General features: G+C 67.4%; 14 protein-coding genes. 5 read left to right on the top strand and 9 right to left on the bottom strand.

Annotation, left to right across the window (positions count from 1 at the left end):
* Nucleotides 1-67 precede the first annotated feature (67 nt).
* A complete protein-coding gene (locus ACXJLU_RS12870) occupies nucleotides 68-1,801 on the top strand; it encodes an ABC transporter substrate-binding protein (protein WP_047586721.1) in 1,734 nt (577 codons plus the stop codon).
* A gap of 98 nt (nucleotides 1,802-1,899) precedes the next feature.
* Here ACXJLU_RS12870 and ACXJLU_RS12865 read toward each other — a convergent pair whose 3' ends face one another.
* The 4 genes from ACXJLU_RS12865 to ACXJLU_RS12850 form a co-directional block, all read right to left on the bottom strand.
* Nucleotides 1,900-2,274 carry a hypothetical protein gene (locus ACXJLU_RS12865; RefSeq protein ID WP_457331425.1) on the bottom strand — a complete coding sequence of 125 codons (375 nt, stop codon included), beginning with the start codon at nucleotides 2,272-2,274 and terminating at the stop codon, nucleotides 1,900-1,902.
* A gap of 37 nt (nucleotides 2,275-2,311) precedes the next feature.
* Complete coding sequence (locus ACXJLU_RS12860; protein WP_457331423.1) at nucleotides 2,312-2,716, bottom strand: pentapeptide repeat-containing protein; 405 nt, start codon at nucleotides 2,714-2,716, stop codon at nucleotides 2,312-2,314.
* 211 nt (nucleotides 2,717-2,927) lie between these two features.
* Nucleotides 2,928-6,170 carry a glycoside hydrolase family 3 N-terminal domain-containing protein gene (locus ACXJLU_RS12855; RefSeq protein WP_457331421.1) on the bottom strand — a complete coding sequence of 1,081 codons (3,243 nt, stop codon included), beginning with the start codon at nucleotides 6,168-6,170 and terminating at the stop codon, nucleotides 2,928-2,930.
* A gap of 323 nt (nucleotides 6,171-6,493) precedes the next feature.
* On the bottom strand, nucleotides 6,494-7,336 hold the full coding sequence (locus ACXJLU_RS12850; RefSeq protein ID WP_457331419.1) for a 23S rRNA (adenine(2030)-N(6))-methyltransferase RlmJ: 843 nt from the start codon (nucleotides 7,334-7,336) through the stop codon (nucleotides 6,494-6,496).
* A 168-nt stretch (nucleotides 7,337-7,504) separates the two neighbouring features.
* Here ACXJLU_RS12850 and ACXJLU_RS12845 point away from each other — a divergent pair, with 168 nt between their 5' ends.
* Together ACXJLU_RS12845 and ACXJLU_RS12840 are read left to right on the top strand one after the other, a co-directional pair.
* Nucleotides 7,505-8,512, top strand: coding sequence for a zinc-binding alcohol dehydrogenase family protein (locus tag ACXJLU_RS12845; protein WP_457331417.1), 1,008 nt, complete (start codon nucleotides 7,505-7,507; stop codon nucleotides 8,510-8,512).
* 129 nt (nucleotides 8,513-8,641) lie between these two features.
* Nucleotides 8,642-9,694, top strand: coding sequence for an AbrB family transcriptional regulator (locus ACXJLU_RS12840; protein ID WP_457331415.1), 1,053 nt, complete (start codon nucleotides 8,642-8,644; stop codon nucleotides 9,692-9,694).
* A 6-nt stretch (nucleotides 9,695-9,700) separates the two neighbouring features.
* Here the strand turns inward: ACXJLU_RS12840 and ACXJLU_RS12835 are convergent, their stop codons facing one another.
* Both ACXJLU_RS12835 and ACXJLU_RS12830 read right to left on the bottom strand, forming a co-directional pair.
* Entirely contained in the window at nucleotides 9,701-10,270 is a 570-nt protein-coding gene (locus ACXJLU_RS12835) for an MOSC domain-containing protein (RefSeq protein WP_457331446.1), read from the bottom strand.
* A 13-nt stretch (nucleotides 10,271-10,283) separates the two neighbouring features.
* A complete protein-coding gene (locus ACXJLU_RS12830) occupies nucleotides 10,284-11,093 on the bottom strand; it encodes a substrate-binding domain-containing protein (protein ID WP_457331413.1) in 810 nt (269 codons plus the stop codon).
* 320 nt (nucleotides 11,094-11,413) lie between these two features.
* Here ACXJLU_RS12830 and ACXJLU_RS12825 point away from each other — a divergent pair, with 320 nt between their 5' ends.
* Entirely contained in the window at nucleotides 11,414-13,291 is a 1,878-nt protein-coding gene (locus ACXJLU_RS12825) for a phosphoenolpyruvate carboxykinase (GTP) (protein ID WP_457331411.1), read from the top strand.
* Nucleotides 13,292-13,357: 66 nt separating this feature from the next.
* Here the strand turns inward: ACXJLU_RS12825 and ACXJLU_RS12820 are convergent, their stop codons facing one another.
* From ACXJLU_RS12820 to ACXJLU_RS12810, 3 genes are read right to left on the bottom strand one after another with little or no spacing between them, the layout of a single operon-like run.
* Complete coding sequence (locus tag ACXJLU_RS12820) at nucleotides 13,358-13,594, bottom strand: hypothetical protein (RefSeq protein ID WP_457331409.1); 237 nt, start codon at nucleotides 13,592-13,594, stop codon at nucleotides 13,358-13,360.
* A gap of 43 nt (nucleotides 13,595-13,637) precedes the next feature.
* The gene (locus ACXJLU_RS12815) at nucleotides 13,638-13,895 is read right to left on the bottom strand and encodes a hypothetical protein (RefSeq protein WP_143171277.1); all 258 of its coding nucleotides are present in this window, start codon (nucleotides 13,893-13,895) and stop codon (nucleotides 13,638-13,640) included.
* Nucleotides 13,896-13,946: 51 nt separating this feature from the next.
* Nucleotides 13,947-14,180, bottom strand: a complete 234-nt coding sequence (locus ACXJLU_RS12810; protein WP_457331407.1) for a hypothetical protein — start codon at nucleotides 14,178-14,180, stop codon at nucleotides 13,947-13,949.
* Nucleotides 14,181-14,322: 142 nt separating this feature from the next.
* On the opposite strand from ACXJLU_RS12810, the gene ACXJLU_RS12805 reads away from it, so the two are divergent.
* A complete protein-coding gene (locus ACXJLU_RS12805; protein ID WP_457331405.1) occupies nucleotides 14,323-15,258 on the top strand; it encodes a LysR family transcriptional regulator in 936 nt (311 codons plus the stop codon).
* Nucleotides 15,259-15,304: the final 46 nt, after the last annotated feature.

Below are 15,304 nucleotides of genomic sequence, written 5' to 3'. Positions count from 1 at the left end.
AGGCCGCCGGCGATTCTTCCCCGCTGGCGTGTCGCGAGTACCCCGGGAAGTACACGAGGAGACAGACATGAAGTTGCGCATGAATGCCGTGGCGTTTGCCGCTGCCGCACTGGCCATGGGCCACGGTGCGTGGGCCGGCGAGGCCGAGGCGAAGAAATGGATCGATGCCGAGTTCCAGCCGTCCACGCTGAGCAAGGACCAGCAGGCGGCCGAGCTGAAGTGGTTCATCGATGCGGCGAAGAAGCTGCAGGCCAAGGGCGTGAAGGAAATCTCGGTGGTGTCGGAGACGCTGACGACGCACGAGTACGAATCGAAGACGCTGGCCAAGGCCTTCGAGGAGATCACCGGCATCAAGGTGAAGCACGACATCATCCAGGAGGGTGACGTCGTCGAGAAGCTGCAGACCTCGATGCAGTCGGGCAAGAGCATCTACGACGGCTGGATCTCCGACTCCGACCTGATCGGCACGCACTACCGCTACGGCAAGATCATGTCGCTGACCGACTACATGAGCGGCACCGGCAAGGAATACACCAACCCCGGACTGGACCTGAAGGACTTCATCGGCACGAGCTTCACGACCGCGCCGGACAAGAAGCTGTACCAGTTGCCCGACCAGCAGTTCGCCAACCTGTACTGGTTCCGTGCCGACCTGTTCGCGCGCCAGGACCTGAAGGACAAGTTCAAGGCCAAGTACGGCTACGACCTGGGCGTGCCGCTGAACTGGAGCGCGTACGAAGACATCGCCGCGTTCTTCAGCGAAGACGTGAAGACGATCGACGGCAAGCCGATCTACGGTCACATGGACTACGGCAAGAAGGATCCGTCGCTGGGCTGGCGCTTCACCGATGCCTGGCTGTCGATGGCCGGCACCGCCGACATCGGCATCCCGAACGGCATGCCGGTGGACGAGTGGGGCATCCGCGCTTCGGCCGATGGTTGCACGCCGCTCGGGGCTTCGGTCTCGCGCGGGGGTGCGACGAATTCGCCGGCGGCTGTGTATGCGCTGACGAAGTACGTCGACTGGATGAAGAAGTACGCCCCGAAGGAAGCCACCGGCATGACCTTCGGCGAGAGCGGCCCGGTGCCGGCGCAGGGGCAGATTGCGCAGCAGATCTTCTGGTACACCGCGTTCACCGCCGACATGGTGAAGCCGGGGCTGCCGGTGGTGAATGCCGACGGCACGCCGAAGTGGCGCATGGCGCCCGGCCCGAACGGCCCGTACTGGAAGCAGGGCATGCAGAACGGCTACCAGGACGTGGGCTCGTGGACCTTCTTCAAGGACCACGACCAGAACAAGGTGGCGGCGGCCTGGCTGTATGCGCAGTTCGTGACGAGCAAGACGGTGTCGCTGAAGAAGTCGATCACCGGGCTGACCTTCATCCGCGACAGCGACATCCGCCACGACTACTTCACGCAGAACGCGGCCAAGTACGGCGGCCTGATCGAGTTCTACCGCAGCCCGGCCCGCGTGGCTTGGACGCCGACCGGCACCAACGTGCCCGACTACCCGAAGCTGGCGCAGCTGTGGTGGAAGAACGTGGCGGTGGCGGTGACCGGCGAGAAGACGCCGCAGGCCGCGATGGACAACCTGGCCGAGGAGATGGACCAGGTGATGGCACGCCTGGAGCGCGCCGGGATGGCACGCTGCGCACCGAAGCTGAACCCGAAGGGCGACCCGAACAAGTGGCTGAGCGACAAGGGCGCGCCGTGGAAGAAGCTGGCGAACGAGAAGCCGAAGGGCGAGACGATCGCGTATGACACGCTGTTGAATGCGTGGAAGGCTGGGAAGGTTCGCTGATTTAGCGTTCGCTAGGGGGCACGGGCGTTTCCGTGCCTCCGGTGAGCGTGCTGCGGCCGGGGGCGCGCGGCGGCTTGTGTTCGTCGATGGGCCGGCGACTAGAACTCGATGATTTCTGCCAGTGAACGCGCTTCACCCTCTGTGAGGGCGCGCTGATACTGCCCGAAGGGGCCAGAGGCGATGAGCAATCGTGGCCAGAGGTTCAGCGATGTCGTTCCGCCTTCATGCTCTATCTCGATCACCGTTCGAGGCACATGCGTCGCAACGGTATGTGACCATTCGGCGCGATGTTCGGTGAGCCACTTGCTCAGCGCCTGGAGTTGCATGCTCGTCAACTGCCTGTGCGGCCCGGGCGTGCCCGCGACATAGGTCGTGCAGGTCGCCACCGAGATCGGCGGAACATCGAGATTGCAGCCCAACAGTCCCGCAGCCAGAACGATGGCCGTTGCATAAACAGAGATCGACTTCCTCATCGGCGACACATTCCGGACTCTGGCTGAAGGGTGAACATCAATGCATGGGCTTCATTGATTCCGCAGCAAATTGGCGAGGCAATCCCTCGCACTCGGTCTGCTCGCAGTCGTACCAAGCGCACTTGTCGAATGTGCAATCTGCATTCAGGTTGTTCCTCAAGAACTTGCAGTTCACGAACCGGCACTTGGCGAAGAGGCATCCGGCGAAGCCCGAGCCGCGGAAGACACATCCGTCGAATTCGACTTGAACGAAGGTCGTCATGTTGAACAGGCCCCAGTACCACGACGAGTCTTTCACCTTGCAGCCGCTCAGGATTCCCTCGAACGCAGAGCCTTCGATATCGAGACCGGCAAACGTGCAGTACCTGAATACGTCACCCTCCCAGCCCTTGGGTAGCTCGGCGTTGCCAGCGAAATCGATGTATTCATGCAGGACGGACATGGACTTCACTGTAGCGTGACGTCAACAACTCAGGACCGAAGGAGCACGGCGTGTCGCAAAGGCGCGTGCGGCGAGCCACAGCCTCCCCGCGCGCGCCTTTGCCGCACAGAACCCACGCGACAAAAAAAAGGGGGCGCAACTCGCGTCACGCCCCTCAAGGGTCACGCGCTGACCGCCAGGCCCGCGCGACCGCCGCAATCGGGAACCCCGCTCAGAGGTTCTTCACGATCCGCAGGTTGCGGATCTGGAAATGGATGGTTCCCTTCTGGTCGTCCCACGCCGGCAGCATCTCCAGCGGCGACGTGATCTTCGAAGGATCGAACCCGTTGGCCACGTAGTCCGGCGAGGTGAACGGAATCTTCACCGTCTGCCACGTGTTGACCGGCGGATGGCCCACCTTGTCCTTCAGGTCGCCGGTGCGGCAGGTGTCGCTCTTGCGGTCGCACACCAGCTTGGTCCAGAAGTCCTGCGTGCTGTTGCCGTAGTCGAGCACGCGGATCTCGAACTGCACGCCACCCGTCGCCGCGATCGCCGACGCGTCGATCAGCGTGTTGTCCGGCACCGACATGAAGATGCCGCCGTTGCCGCCCCCGTCGGTCACGCCGTTGAACACCACGTCGATCAGCTTGTCGGTGCCGTCGACCACGTCGTTCGTCAGCGTCACGCTGCCGGTTCCGCCGGTCGACCACGCACCGGGCGGTGCCAGTGCCGCCGCATCGCTGATGCCGTTGACGTACAGGTCCTTGTCGGCCGTGACCGCGATCACGTTGACCGGCGGCCCGCCCGCACACGGCACGTTGCCGGTGTTCTTCGGATCCCAGCGGATGTTGGCCACCGACACCTCGAATTGCCCGCCGCTGCTGTACAGCAGGAACGGCGTGTTCACCAAGGTGAAGTCGGTGCCCTGGTCGGCAAAGCACTGCAGCGGGATCGCCAGCTCCGTCCAGGTGTTGGCCGGCAGCGTGCCGAACGTGTTGGTCGCGTCGATCTCGCCCATGCACGGGTAGCCGCAGTCCACGCGCATCTTGACCGCCGCGGTCGGCGCCACCGCGACCCGCGCATCGAACACCAGCGAGCCCTTCGAGTTCAGGTACGACTGCAGGTCCTGCTTGTCGGCGTCGTTGGTGCTCTGCATGTAGAGCTGGCCGGCCGCGCCGTTCCACTTCGCCTTGATCGCCGCCCACTGCTTGCCGTCCTTGTCGTCGACCGGCACCGCGGTGATCTCGGCCTGCGGCGTCGACGTGCTCGTCGCGGTCGACAAGCCCACCAGCACGCTCCAGCTCGACGGCGCACCGACGCGCATCGAGAAGCCGCTCTGGTTTGCACCGTCGAACACCGCCAGCGTCTGGTCGGTGGTGCCGCCACCACCGGCCGGCACGCCGCAGCCCTGCGCCACGGTGGCCTCGTCGAGCGCCACCTGGTCGGCGCCCGGTGCGGCGTAGCTCAGCCCGTAGCCGAAGGCATACAGCGGGTCGTAGCCGGCATCGCCATGGTTCAGCGCGACCTGGCAGGCCGCCTTCGGCCACGAGTACGACAGCTTGCCGCTGAAGTCGGCGTTGACCGCCCCGTCGTCCTTCTTGAACAACACATCCGTCAGGCCGTCACCCTCGGTGCCCGGCAGAAACGCGGCGACGAACGCATCCGAGCGGTTGAGTTCGCGGTTCACGTACAGCGGGCGGCCCGAGTACAGCACCGTGATGATCTTCTTGACGCCCTTGGTCTTCAGCGCATCGATCAGCGCGACATCTTCCGGATGCAGCTTCGCGTGCTCCAGCGTCTTGGTCTTGCCGATGTCGCCCACCCCTTCGGCATACGGCGTCTCGCCGATCACGACGATCGCCGCGTCGTAGTCGGCACTGCCCAGCGCGCCGGTGGTGCTGGTGTCGATCACCGCGTTCGGTGCGATCTTCTGGATCGCGGCCCACAGCGTGGTGCCGCCGCCGAAATCGGCATTGACGTTGTCGGTGCCCTGCCAGGTGAGCGACCAGCCGCCGCTCTGGTTCGACAAACTGTCGGCGCTCTTGCCGGCCACCAGCACCTTGGCGCTGCGCGCCAGCGGCAGCGTGGCGCCGTTGTTCTTCAGCAGCACCAGCGACTTGCGCACCGCCTCGCGCGCCACCGCGCGGTTCTCGGCCGTGCCGACCTCGCTGTTCGCGTTGCGCGCCGACGGCTTCGGCTTGCTGAACAGGCCGGCCCGCAGCTTCACGCGCAGGATGCGGCGCACCGCATCGTCCACGCGCGCCTGCGGGATCTCGCCGCTCTGCACGCTCGCGATCGTGTTGGTGATGAAGGCCTTCCAGTCGTCGACGTACGGCACCATCACCATGTCGATGCCGGCGTTGATGGCCTGCGGGCAATCGGCGTTGGTGCAGGCCCGCGTCGAATCGCTGTTGGTCGCGTTGACCTGGCCGAGGCCGTTCCAGTCCGAGACGACGAAGCCGTCGAAGCCCATCTTGGTCTTCAGCACGTCGGTCAGCAGGTACTTGTGGCCGTGCATCTTGTCGGCGCGCGCGGTGTCGCCCTTGGCTGCGTCCTTCCAGCTGCTGAACGACGCCATCACCGATTGCGCGCCCGCCTGCAGCGCGGTGTAGTAGCCGCGGCCGTGGATGTTGATCAGGTCGGCCTCGGTGACCGCGGTGATGCCCTGGTCCTTGCCGTCGGTGGTGCCGCCGTCGCCCAGGAAGTGCTTCGCGGTCGCGACCACCTTCTCGTTGGCTTTCGCATCTTTCGCGAGCGTGCCCTGCAGGCCCTTGATGACCTCGCCGCCGTACGACTGCACGACCATCGGATCCTCCGAATAGCCTTCGTAGGTGCGGCCCCAGCGGTCGTCGCGCACCACGGCAAGCGTCGGGCCGAAGGCCCAGTCGATGCCGGTGTGCGCCACTTCGCGCGCCGTCACCTCGCCGATGCGGCGCAGCAGGTCCGGATCGCGCGTGGCGCCCAGGCCGATGTTGTGCGGGAAGAGCGTCGCGCCCTTCACGTTGTTGTGGCCGTGCACCGCGTCCGTGCCCCAGATCAGCGGGATCGGGTTCGGGTTCGCAGGGTCCATCGACGCGGCCCACAGCGTGTCGGCCAGCGCCAGCCAGTCGGCGACCGGCGCATCCTTGTGCTGGCCGGGGAACGAGCCGCCACCGTTCAGCACCGAGCCGAGGTGGTAGGTCTTGATGTCGTCCGGCGTCACGCCCTGGATCTCGACCTGCGTCATCTGGCCGACCTTCTCGGCCAGGCTCATCTTCGCGAGCAGGGCGTCCACCTGCGCCTCGATGCCGGCATCGCGGGCCACCGCGCTCTTGATCGCGGGCCAGTCCTGCAGCGGGGTGGTCGGGATGTCGGTGCTCACGGGGGGCGGCGGTGGCGGCGGGCTGTCATCGGAATCGCCCCCGCCGCAAGCGCTCAGCGTCAGCGCAACGGCCCAGGCGAGCCCGTGCAGGGCAACGCGGGAAGAACGGATCATGGCTTGTCTCCTCTTGTGGGGTTGTGTCGCCCGCATCGGCGGACCGTGCGAACGCGGCGCGAGCATAGCCACGGCTGAAAGCGCTTGCAAGAAGACGTTTACCAATCGTTAAGGCGACGACAAGCCCAGCCATCCGTTTTGGAGACTGTGAAAAAACGCACATGACACGGTGCGACACAAGCACCCGCGCGCCCTGGCGCGGATTGCGGCGCTGCAGCTACGGCACTGCAGCAAAAAACCGTCTGACAGGGAATCTACCGAGCGTTTCGTGAAACTCGGCTGAAACCGCTTGCAACCTCATTTACCTCGGTTTGAGGCGCCGCTCAGGCGGTCTTCTGGTCGAGCAGGTAGTTCGCGTCGTCGTACTGTCCCAGCACATCGACGAGGTAGGGCAGCACGGCGAGCAGTTCGTCGTGCAGCGTGTACGGCGGGTTCAGGATGAACATGCCGCTGCCGGCCAGGCCGAAGCCTTGCGAATCGGGCACCTGCACCGTCAGGCGCACGTGCAGCCAGCCCTTGGGCGCCAGGCTCTCGAGGCGGCGCGGCAACTGCGCGGCCTCGAGCTTCTGGACCTGCGGGTACCAGACCATGTAGACGCCTTCGTTGAAGCGCAGCAGCGCCTCGCGCAGCGAGGCGATCACGCGGCCGTAGTCGCCGTGGCCTTCGTAGCTCGGGTCCATCAGGATGGCCCCGCGCCGGCTCGACGGCGGCACCTGGCCCTTCAGTCCGTCGAAGCCGTCGGCGTTGTAGATCTCGACGTTCTTCGTCTCGCCGAGGAAAGACGCGAGGATGCGGTGGTCGGTGTTGTGCAGCTCGAACAGCCGCAGCTGGTCTTGCGCGCGCATCACCATCTGCGCAAAGGCCGGCGAGCCGGGGTACTGGCGCAGCTTGCCGTCGGAGTTGAACTGGCGCACCGCGGCCACGTAGTCGGCCACCGGGCCGGGCAGGTCGTCGCGGCCCCACAGGCGGGCGATGCCTTGCTCGAACTCGCCCTTCTTGGTCGCGTACTGGCCTTCGAGCGAATAGCCGCCGGCGCCGGCGTGGGTGTCGACCAAGCGGTACGGCTTGTCTTTCTGGTTCATGTAGCGCAGCACCATGCCGAGCACGGTGTGCTTGAGCACGTCGGCATGGTTGCCGGCGTGGAAGGCGTGTCGGTAGGCGAGCATCGGCGGCTTTCTGGAGAGCGGGTCAACCCCGTATTGTCGTTGGCGCGGTCGCCCTCGTCGCCGGCTTCAAATCTTGTTTGAAGGTGATAGTTCGCGAGACCGGATTATCAATTTTTGCCAAGCGGCCTACAGTGCCGGGACTGAACACTTCCCTTCCGGAGTCGCCCCATGAAAGCCGTTGCCTACCGCCGCCCGCTTCCGATCACCGATGCCGAATCGCTGCTCGACGTCACGCTCCCCGACCCGGTCGCCGCCGGCCGCGACCTGCTGGTGCGGGTGGAAGCGGTCTCGGTGAACCCGGTCGACGTGAAGATCCGCGCCGGCAGCACGCCCGCCGAGGGGCAGCTGAAGGTCATCGGCTGGGATGCCGTCGGCACCGTCGAGACGGTGGGCGAGAAGGTCACGCTGTTCAAGCCGGGCGACCGCGTCTGGTATGCCGGCGACATCACGCGGCCGGGCAGCAATGCCGAGCTGCAGCTGGTCGATGAGCGCATCGTCGGCCACGCGCCCACGTCGATCCCGGCCGCGCAGGCCGCCGCGCTGCCGCTGACCGCGATCACCGCATGGGAGCTGCTGTTCGACCGCCTGGGCACGACGGCCGACTCCGAAGGCGCGCTGCTGATCATCGGCGCGGCCGGCGGTGTCGGCTCCATCCTGACGCAGCTCGCGCGCCGGCTGACGAAGCTCACGGTGATCGGCACCGCGTCGCGCCCCGAAACGCAGGCCTGGCTGCGTGAGCTCGGCGCGCACCATGTGATCGACCACCATCAACCGCTGCTGCCGCAGTTGCAGGCGGCTGGCGTGCCGCAGGTCACCGCAGTGGCCGGGCTCACGCACACGCCCACTTACTACACGCAGATCGTCGAAGCACTCGCGCCGCAGGGCAAGCTGGCGCTGATCGACGACTTCAAGGAGCCGCTCGACGTGATGCCGATGAAGCGCAAGAGCCTGTCGCTGCACTGGGAGCTGATGTTCACGCGGTCGATGATGCAGACCGCCGACATGCACAAGCAGCATGAGCTGCTCGACGAGGTCGCGAAGCTGGTCGACTCCGGCAGGCTGCGCAGCACGCTCGGCGAGCACTTCGGTGCGATCAACGCCGCCAACCTGAAGCGCGCCCATGCGTTCATCGAGAGCGGGAAGGCCCGCGGCAAGGTGGTGCTGGAAGGGTTCTGACGCATCGCCTTTCGCGCAGCGCTTCGACAGGCTCAGCGCGAACGGCTTGTATGCGCAGGCCCTTCGACAGGCTCAGGGCGAACGGGGGGTGTCCTCAGAGCGAACGGAACGGGCGGCTAGCATTCGCCGGTGCATTCCCTTCTTTCGCGGCGCCCGGCCCGCCTTGCCCTGACCCTCCTCGCCGGCGCCGCGGCCGCCGGCTTGTGCCTGCTGCTGCACACCCCGCTGCCGTGGATGATCGGCCCGCTGATCGCGACCGCCATCGGCTGCATGGCCGGCCTGCCGCTCGTCGCCGCCACGCCGCTGCGCAATGCCGGCCAGTGGGCCATCGGCACCGTGCTCGGGCTCTACTTCACGCCGCAGGTGGTCGGCATCGTCGCAAGCCACTGGGCGGTGATCCTCGCCGGCATCGCGTGGGCGCTGCTGCTCGGTGCCGGCTTCGGCCTCTACCTCGCGCGCGCCAACGCCGGCATGGCGCTCGACCGGCCGACGCTGTTCTTCGCCAGCGCGATCGGCGGCGCCTCCGAGATGGCAGTGCTGGCCGAACGCTTCGGCGGGCGCATGGACCTGGTCGCGAGCGCCCATTCGCTGCGCATCCTGCTGGTCGTGCTGACGATTCCGTTCGGCTTCCAGTTCGCCGGCCTGCACGGGCTCGACCCGACGCTGCCCGGCCCGCAGGTCGTCGAGTGGCACGGGCTGCTGCAATTGATCGCGATGACGGCCGCCGGCGGCGCGTTCCTGCGCTGGCGCGGCGTCTCGAACCCCTGGGTGCTGGGCCCGCTGTTCGTCGCGTTCGGGCTGACCGCCACCGGTGTCGAGCTGTCGGCGCTGCCGAAGTGGATGACCAACCTCGGCCAGCTCTTCATCGGCGTCGCGCTCGGCACGCGCTTCACACCGGCCTTCCTGCACACCGCGCCGCGCTGGCTGCTCAGCGTGGGGGCGGGCACGCTGGTGATGATCGCGCTGTCAGCAGGCTTTGCGCTCGGCGTCGCGCAGCTGAGCGGCCTGCACCCGGCCACCGTGCTGCTCGGCACCTCGCCCGGCGGCATCGCCGAGATGTGCCTGACGGCCAAGGTGCTGGAGCTGGGCGTGCCGGTGGTGACGGCGTTCCACGTCACGCGGATGGCGGCGGTGGTGCTGCTCGCGACGCCGATGTTCCGCTGGTCGGCCCCGAAGGCCTGAGCCTCGTCAGCCCTTCTTCATGCGGGCGCGGAACAGCTCCGGAATGCCGACCTCGCGCGGCCCCGGCAGCAGCTCGAAGGCCTGCCCGGCGCGCAGTGTGCCGGGCGATCGCACCGACAGGTAGAAGCCGCACCAGGCACTGGCCGCCATCATCTTCACCGCCTGGTTGAAGCCCATCGCCGCATTGAACTTGAAGCACGGAAAGCGCGGCTCGCTGACCGCGAGTTCGCAATCGGGAAAGCGCAGCACGTCGCCGATCCAGGCCTGGTTTTCAAGCATCCCGGCGAGCGTCAGGTTCTCGCCAATCGAGCCGGGCGGCAACGGCTCGTCCCAGCCGGCCACCTGCGCCTGCGCACGCACCGTCTGCCAGAACGGGTAGTGCTCGCTCGGGTAGGCGTAGACCGCCTTGCCGAGGCCGCCGTGCACGCTGAGGTCGGCCTGCTCGTCGCCGTCCAGCCCCATCGGCTGCGCCGCGACCGGGCCGTCGACGGGCTGCTTGCCGATCGCCGTCAGCACCGGCCGGCCGTTGATCAGCCGCTCGCTCGCGCGGGCGACGTTGACGCTGACGAGCCGCATCGACACCGGCGGCTCAGCCGGTCGCCGAGCGCCAGCCGCGCACGCCGGCCGCGACGCGGCGACCCTGCGGACCCGACACCCAGGTCGTGAACAGCTTGGCCGCCGGGTGGTTGACGCGGAATGCACGCATCACGTGCACCTCGGTCGCCAGCAACGGATCGCCTTCGACGACGATCGCGAGCGGCTTGGCCGGGTGGCTCAGCCAGACGCCGCGCTCCACCACCGCGTAGGCGTTCTGCGCCGCGGCCTGCGCGATGATCGAACTCTTCGGATCGGCCGCCACGTACCACGGTGCGACCGGCGCGACCTTCGACGCGCGCCACAGCGGCAGCTCGGCCAAGGCAGCGCCGCTGCCGTTGTTGTTGCCGAGGAAGCGCGCCTGCGCATTCGCGATGCCCATCAGCGCGGCACCGATGTCCTTGCCGCCGAGCACGCCGGCCGGGTCCTTGGCCTTCTTGCCCTTGCCCTCGACCGGGCCGATCAGCACGTAGTCGCCGAGCGCGACGCGGTGGCGGTCGTGCGCCAGGCCCTGCTTCTCCAACGCCATCTCGAGTTCCGGCGCGTTCGTCATCGCCATGTCGATCTCGCCGCGCTCCAGCGCCTGGATCAGCGCGGCGCTCTGTCCGCCCGACACCTGCACCGCGACGCCGGTGTCGCGGCCGAATCCTTTCTGGAAGGCCTGGCCGAGGCCGGAGTCGAGCAGCGCCTGCTCGACGCCCATCAGCAGCGGGTCCGCCAGCGACTTGCGCTGGGCCGCACGGGTGGTGAACGGGACAGCCAGACTGCTGGCGGCTGCGAGGGAAAGGAGAAGGCGTCGTCGCATCATCCGACGATCTTAAGCGGCCGCAGAAACGGCCACGAAGCGGCCGGATCAAGCGCCGCGCCGCCGGGCCAGCCGCCGCGCATAACCGCCGAAAAAGTCACAACTGCTTTGCATGTCCGTATTCCCAATTTGCATGGCCCCCCGAGCCCCGGTGGTTACGGCACGATTACAGTCGCACGACAATGCCTTGCCCGGTGGCGGCACGCCGATTGCCCTTTCGGCATGAAACCGCCTGTTCCTGGTGACGGTCACTTGCGGCATGGGGCGAGCCCGGAGGCTCGCCCGATTCCGCACTTTGACTTTGATGATTGGAGCCCACGATGAACCGACCCGCGATGGAGGGGCTGCGCCTGAACGCGCCCGCCTATGTCAACCATGCCCGGCTGATGGCCTGGGTGGCCGAGATGGCCGCATTGACCGAAGCCCGCGACGTGCACTGGTGCGACGGCAGCACCGCCGAATACGACCGGCTCTGCGCCCAGCTCGTCGCCGCCGGCACCTTCAAGAAGTTGAACCCCGAGCTGCGCCCGAACAGCTACCTGGCCTGCAGCAGCCCGAGCGACGTGGCGCGCGTCGAAGACCGCACCTTCATCTGCAGCGCGAAGAAGGAAGAGGCCGGCCCGACCAACAACTGGATGGACCCGGCCGAGATGCGCGCGCTGCTGCAGACCGGCCGCGCCGACGGCACGCCGGCGCTGTTCCGCGGCGCGATGAAGGGCCGCACGATGTACGTCGTGCCGTTCAGCATGGGCCCGCTGGGTTCGCCGATCGCGCACATCGGCGTCGAACTCTCCGACAGCCCGTACGTCGCCGTCAACATGAAGATCATGACGCGCATGGGCCGGGCCGTGATCGACGTGCTCGGCACCGATGGCGAGTTCGTGCCGTGCATGCACACCGTCGGCGCGCCGCTGGAAGCGGGCCAGAAGGATGTGGCCTGGCCGTGCAACACGACCAAGTACATCGTCCACTACCCCGAGACGCGCGAGATCTGGAGCTACGGCTCCGGCTACGGCGGCAATGCGCTGCTGGGCAAGAAGTGCTTCGCGCTGCGCATCGCGAGCACGATGGGCCGCGACGAAGGCTGGCTGGCCGAGCACATGCTGATCCTCGGCGTCGAGAGCCCCGAGGGCAGGAAGCACCATGTGGCCGCTGCCTTCCCGAGCGCCTGCGGCAAGACCAACTTCGCGATGCTGATCCCGCCGGGCGGCCTGCCGGGCTGGAAGGTGACGACCATCGGCGACGACATCGCGTGGATCAAGCCGGCCGCCGACGGGCGCCTGTACGCGATCAACCCGGAAGCGGGCTACTTCGGCGTCGCGCCCGGCACCAACGAGAAGACCAATTTCAATTGCATGGCGAGCCTGAAGCGCGACGTGATCTTCACGAACGTCGCGCTCACCGACGATGGCGACGTCTGGTGGGAAGGCATGACCGACGTGCCGCCGGCCCAGCTGACCGACTGGCAGGGAAAGCGCTGGACCCCGGCGATCGCGAAGGAGACCGGCGCGAAGGCGGCGCATCCGAACGCCCGCTTCACGGTGCCGGCCACCAACAACCCGGCGCTCGACCCGGCTTGGGACGATCCGGCCGGCGTGCCGATCGACGCGATCATCGTCGGCGGCCGCCGCTCGACGACCGTGCCGCTGGTCACCGAGGCGCGCGACTGGACCGAAGGCGTCTACATGGCCGCGACCATGGGCAGCGAAACCACCGCCGCGGCCGCCGGCCAGCAGGGCGTGGTGCGCCGCGACCCGTTCGCGATGCTGCCGTTCATCGGCTACAACATGAGCGACTACTTCCAGCACTGGCTGTCGCTCGGCGCCAAGCTTGAAGCCAAGGGCGCGACGCTGCCGAAGATCTTCTGCGTGAACTGGTTCCGCAAGGGCGACGACGGCAAGTTCGTCTGGCCCGGCTACGGCGAGAACATGCGCGTGCTGAAGTGGATGCTCGAGCGCGTCGAAGGCCGGGCGCAGGGCGCGGAGAACGTGTTCGGCGTGACCCCGAACTACCAGGACCTGACCTGGGAAGGGCTGGACTTCAGCGCGGCGCAGTACCAGCAGGTGACGGGCGTCGACCAGGGCGCCTGGAAGGCCGAGCTGGCGCTGCACGACGAGCTGTTCAAGCAGCTCGCGTGGCACCTGCCGGCGGAACTGAGCGCGACGAAGGCACGCATCGAGGCGCGGCTGGCCGGCTGACGCGACCCGCGATCGCCCATGAAAAAGGCCCGCAGATGCGGGCCTTCTCGTTGCAGCGCCGGGCGCTCAGACCTGGGCGTCGGCCCGGTCGGCTGCGGCACGCAGGTCGGCGGCGTAGCTCGGCTGGCCGTCGCTGTAGGCCTCGGCCATCGAGCGCAGGCGGCTCGCGGCTTCGGCCGGGCTTTCGAGGGCCGGGCTCAGCAGGTTGGCGAGCGCGGCGGTGGCGAACGCGTAAGCGTCCGAGAGGCGCTGGACGAAAGCCGTCGAGGCTTGCGAGTCAGCGAAGAAGGTCGATTGGTTCATGGTGGTCTCAGTGTGTGCCGCCGCCCGTGGCAGCGGCACAGGTTCAGTTGCCGTACAGCTCTTCGTGCCGGTCGGCGGCTGCGAACAGGTCTGCAGCGAAGCCGGGATCGGTCTTCAGGTACTGGCGAGCCATCACTCGCACATCGGCGGCCTCACGGGCGGCCTGGTTCTCTTCCACGTTCACGCGCTCGGCGGGCTTCAGGGCGTTCAGCAGCGCGGCGAAAGCGGCGGCGAACGGTGCGGCCAGGCGCGGGGCGGTACGTTGTTGGGGGACTTGCAGGTCCATCGTCGTCGTGGTCATCATTTTTCCTTCGGGGTTGGGGTCGCTCGTGGCGAATTCGGGGGAGGTCGGTCAGCGCTGGCGAACGGAAGCCATGGAACGCAGCTGGGCTGCAAGTTCGGGCTGCGACGCTTCGTAGCGGCTGGCCAGCGCCAGCAGTTCGGGACGGGCGCGGGTCTGGCCGGCGCCTTCCAATGCGGCCCAGACACGGCGGCCGATGCGGCCCCACACGTCTTGCGATGCCGAACCGGACGCGACGGCGCCGGCGGGCACTTGCGGGAGATTCAGGCTGATCACGGGGTTCATGGAAGGGTCCTTTCAAGACTCGCGAAATCGTTTTCGACCTCGCATGCCGCAATCCTAGGGTTTACCCCAGGGGTTGGCTACTGAAAGCTGTGAATCAGTGATATACACGCCAGTGATATCCCGGTATCGAGGAGTACGAAACATGAATTTCCGCACACTTGACTTGAACCTGCTGCGCGTGTTTGACGCCGTGATGGCGGAAGGCAACCTGACCCGTGCGGCCGAGCGGCTGGCGCTGACGCAGCCGGCGGTCAGCAACGCGCTCAAGCGCCTGAAAGACTCCGTCGGTGAGGAACTGCTCACTCGCACATCGTTCGGGGTAAAGCCCACGCCGCGTGCCGAGCAGCTGTGGCCGGAGGTGCAGGCTGCACTGGCCGCGTTGCGCCAGGCTTTCGCGCCGGGCGACTACGACCCCCAGAAGGATGTGGCGAACTTCCGACTCGCGATGGCCGACGCGACCGCGGCGATGCTGATGCCCTCGCTGGTTCAGCAGATCGAACAGGGCCAGGCGCTCGCGAACCTGCGGGTGATCCCGCTGACCACCCGCGACCCGCGGCCGCTGCTGGAACGCGGCGAGGTCGATTTCGCGGTCGGCTACTTCCCCGATGCGGTGGCCAACCTGGTCGCGCAAGGCAGCGTGAGCCCGATCCACCACGAGCGCCTGTACGACAGCGAATACGTCTGCGTGATGCGGCGCGGCAACCCGCTGGCCGACGGCGAGCTGACGCTGGACCGCTTCTGCGAGGCGCACCACCTGCTGGTCAGCTTCTCCGGCCGGCCGCACGGGCTGGTCGACCAGGCGCTGACGCAGCTGCACCGCACGCGGCGCATCGTGCTGACGGTCAACCAGTTCTTCACCGCCGGGCGGGTCGTCGCGAGCAGCGACCTGCTGACCGTGCTGCCACGCACCTTCATCGCGGCCACCGGCTACCAGGACAAGCTGGTGCAGCGCCCGATCCCGCTGCCGCTCGCCGGCATCCACGTCGAGGCGCTGTGGCACATGCGGCACGACCGGGCCAGCGCGCACCAGTGGCTGCGGGCGCGGCTCGTCGATGCGGCGCAGTCCGCCATCGACTGAGCCACGGGCTTGACGAGCAGGGCAAGTCCCGGCATCCTGCGCAAAG

The organism is Rhizobacter sp. P5_C2, from assembly GCF_054049715.1.
The sequence above is the reverse complement of the archived record's forward strand: the minus strand, read 5'-3'. Positions and strand labels throughout refer to the sequence as shown.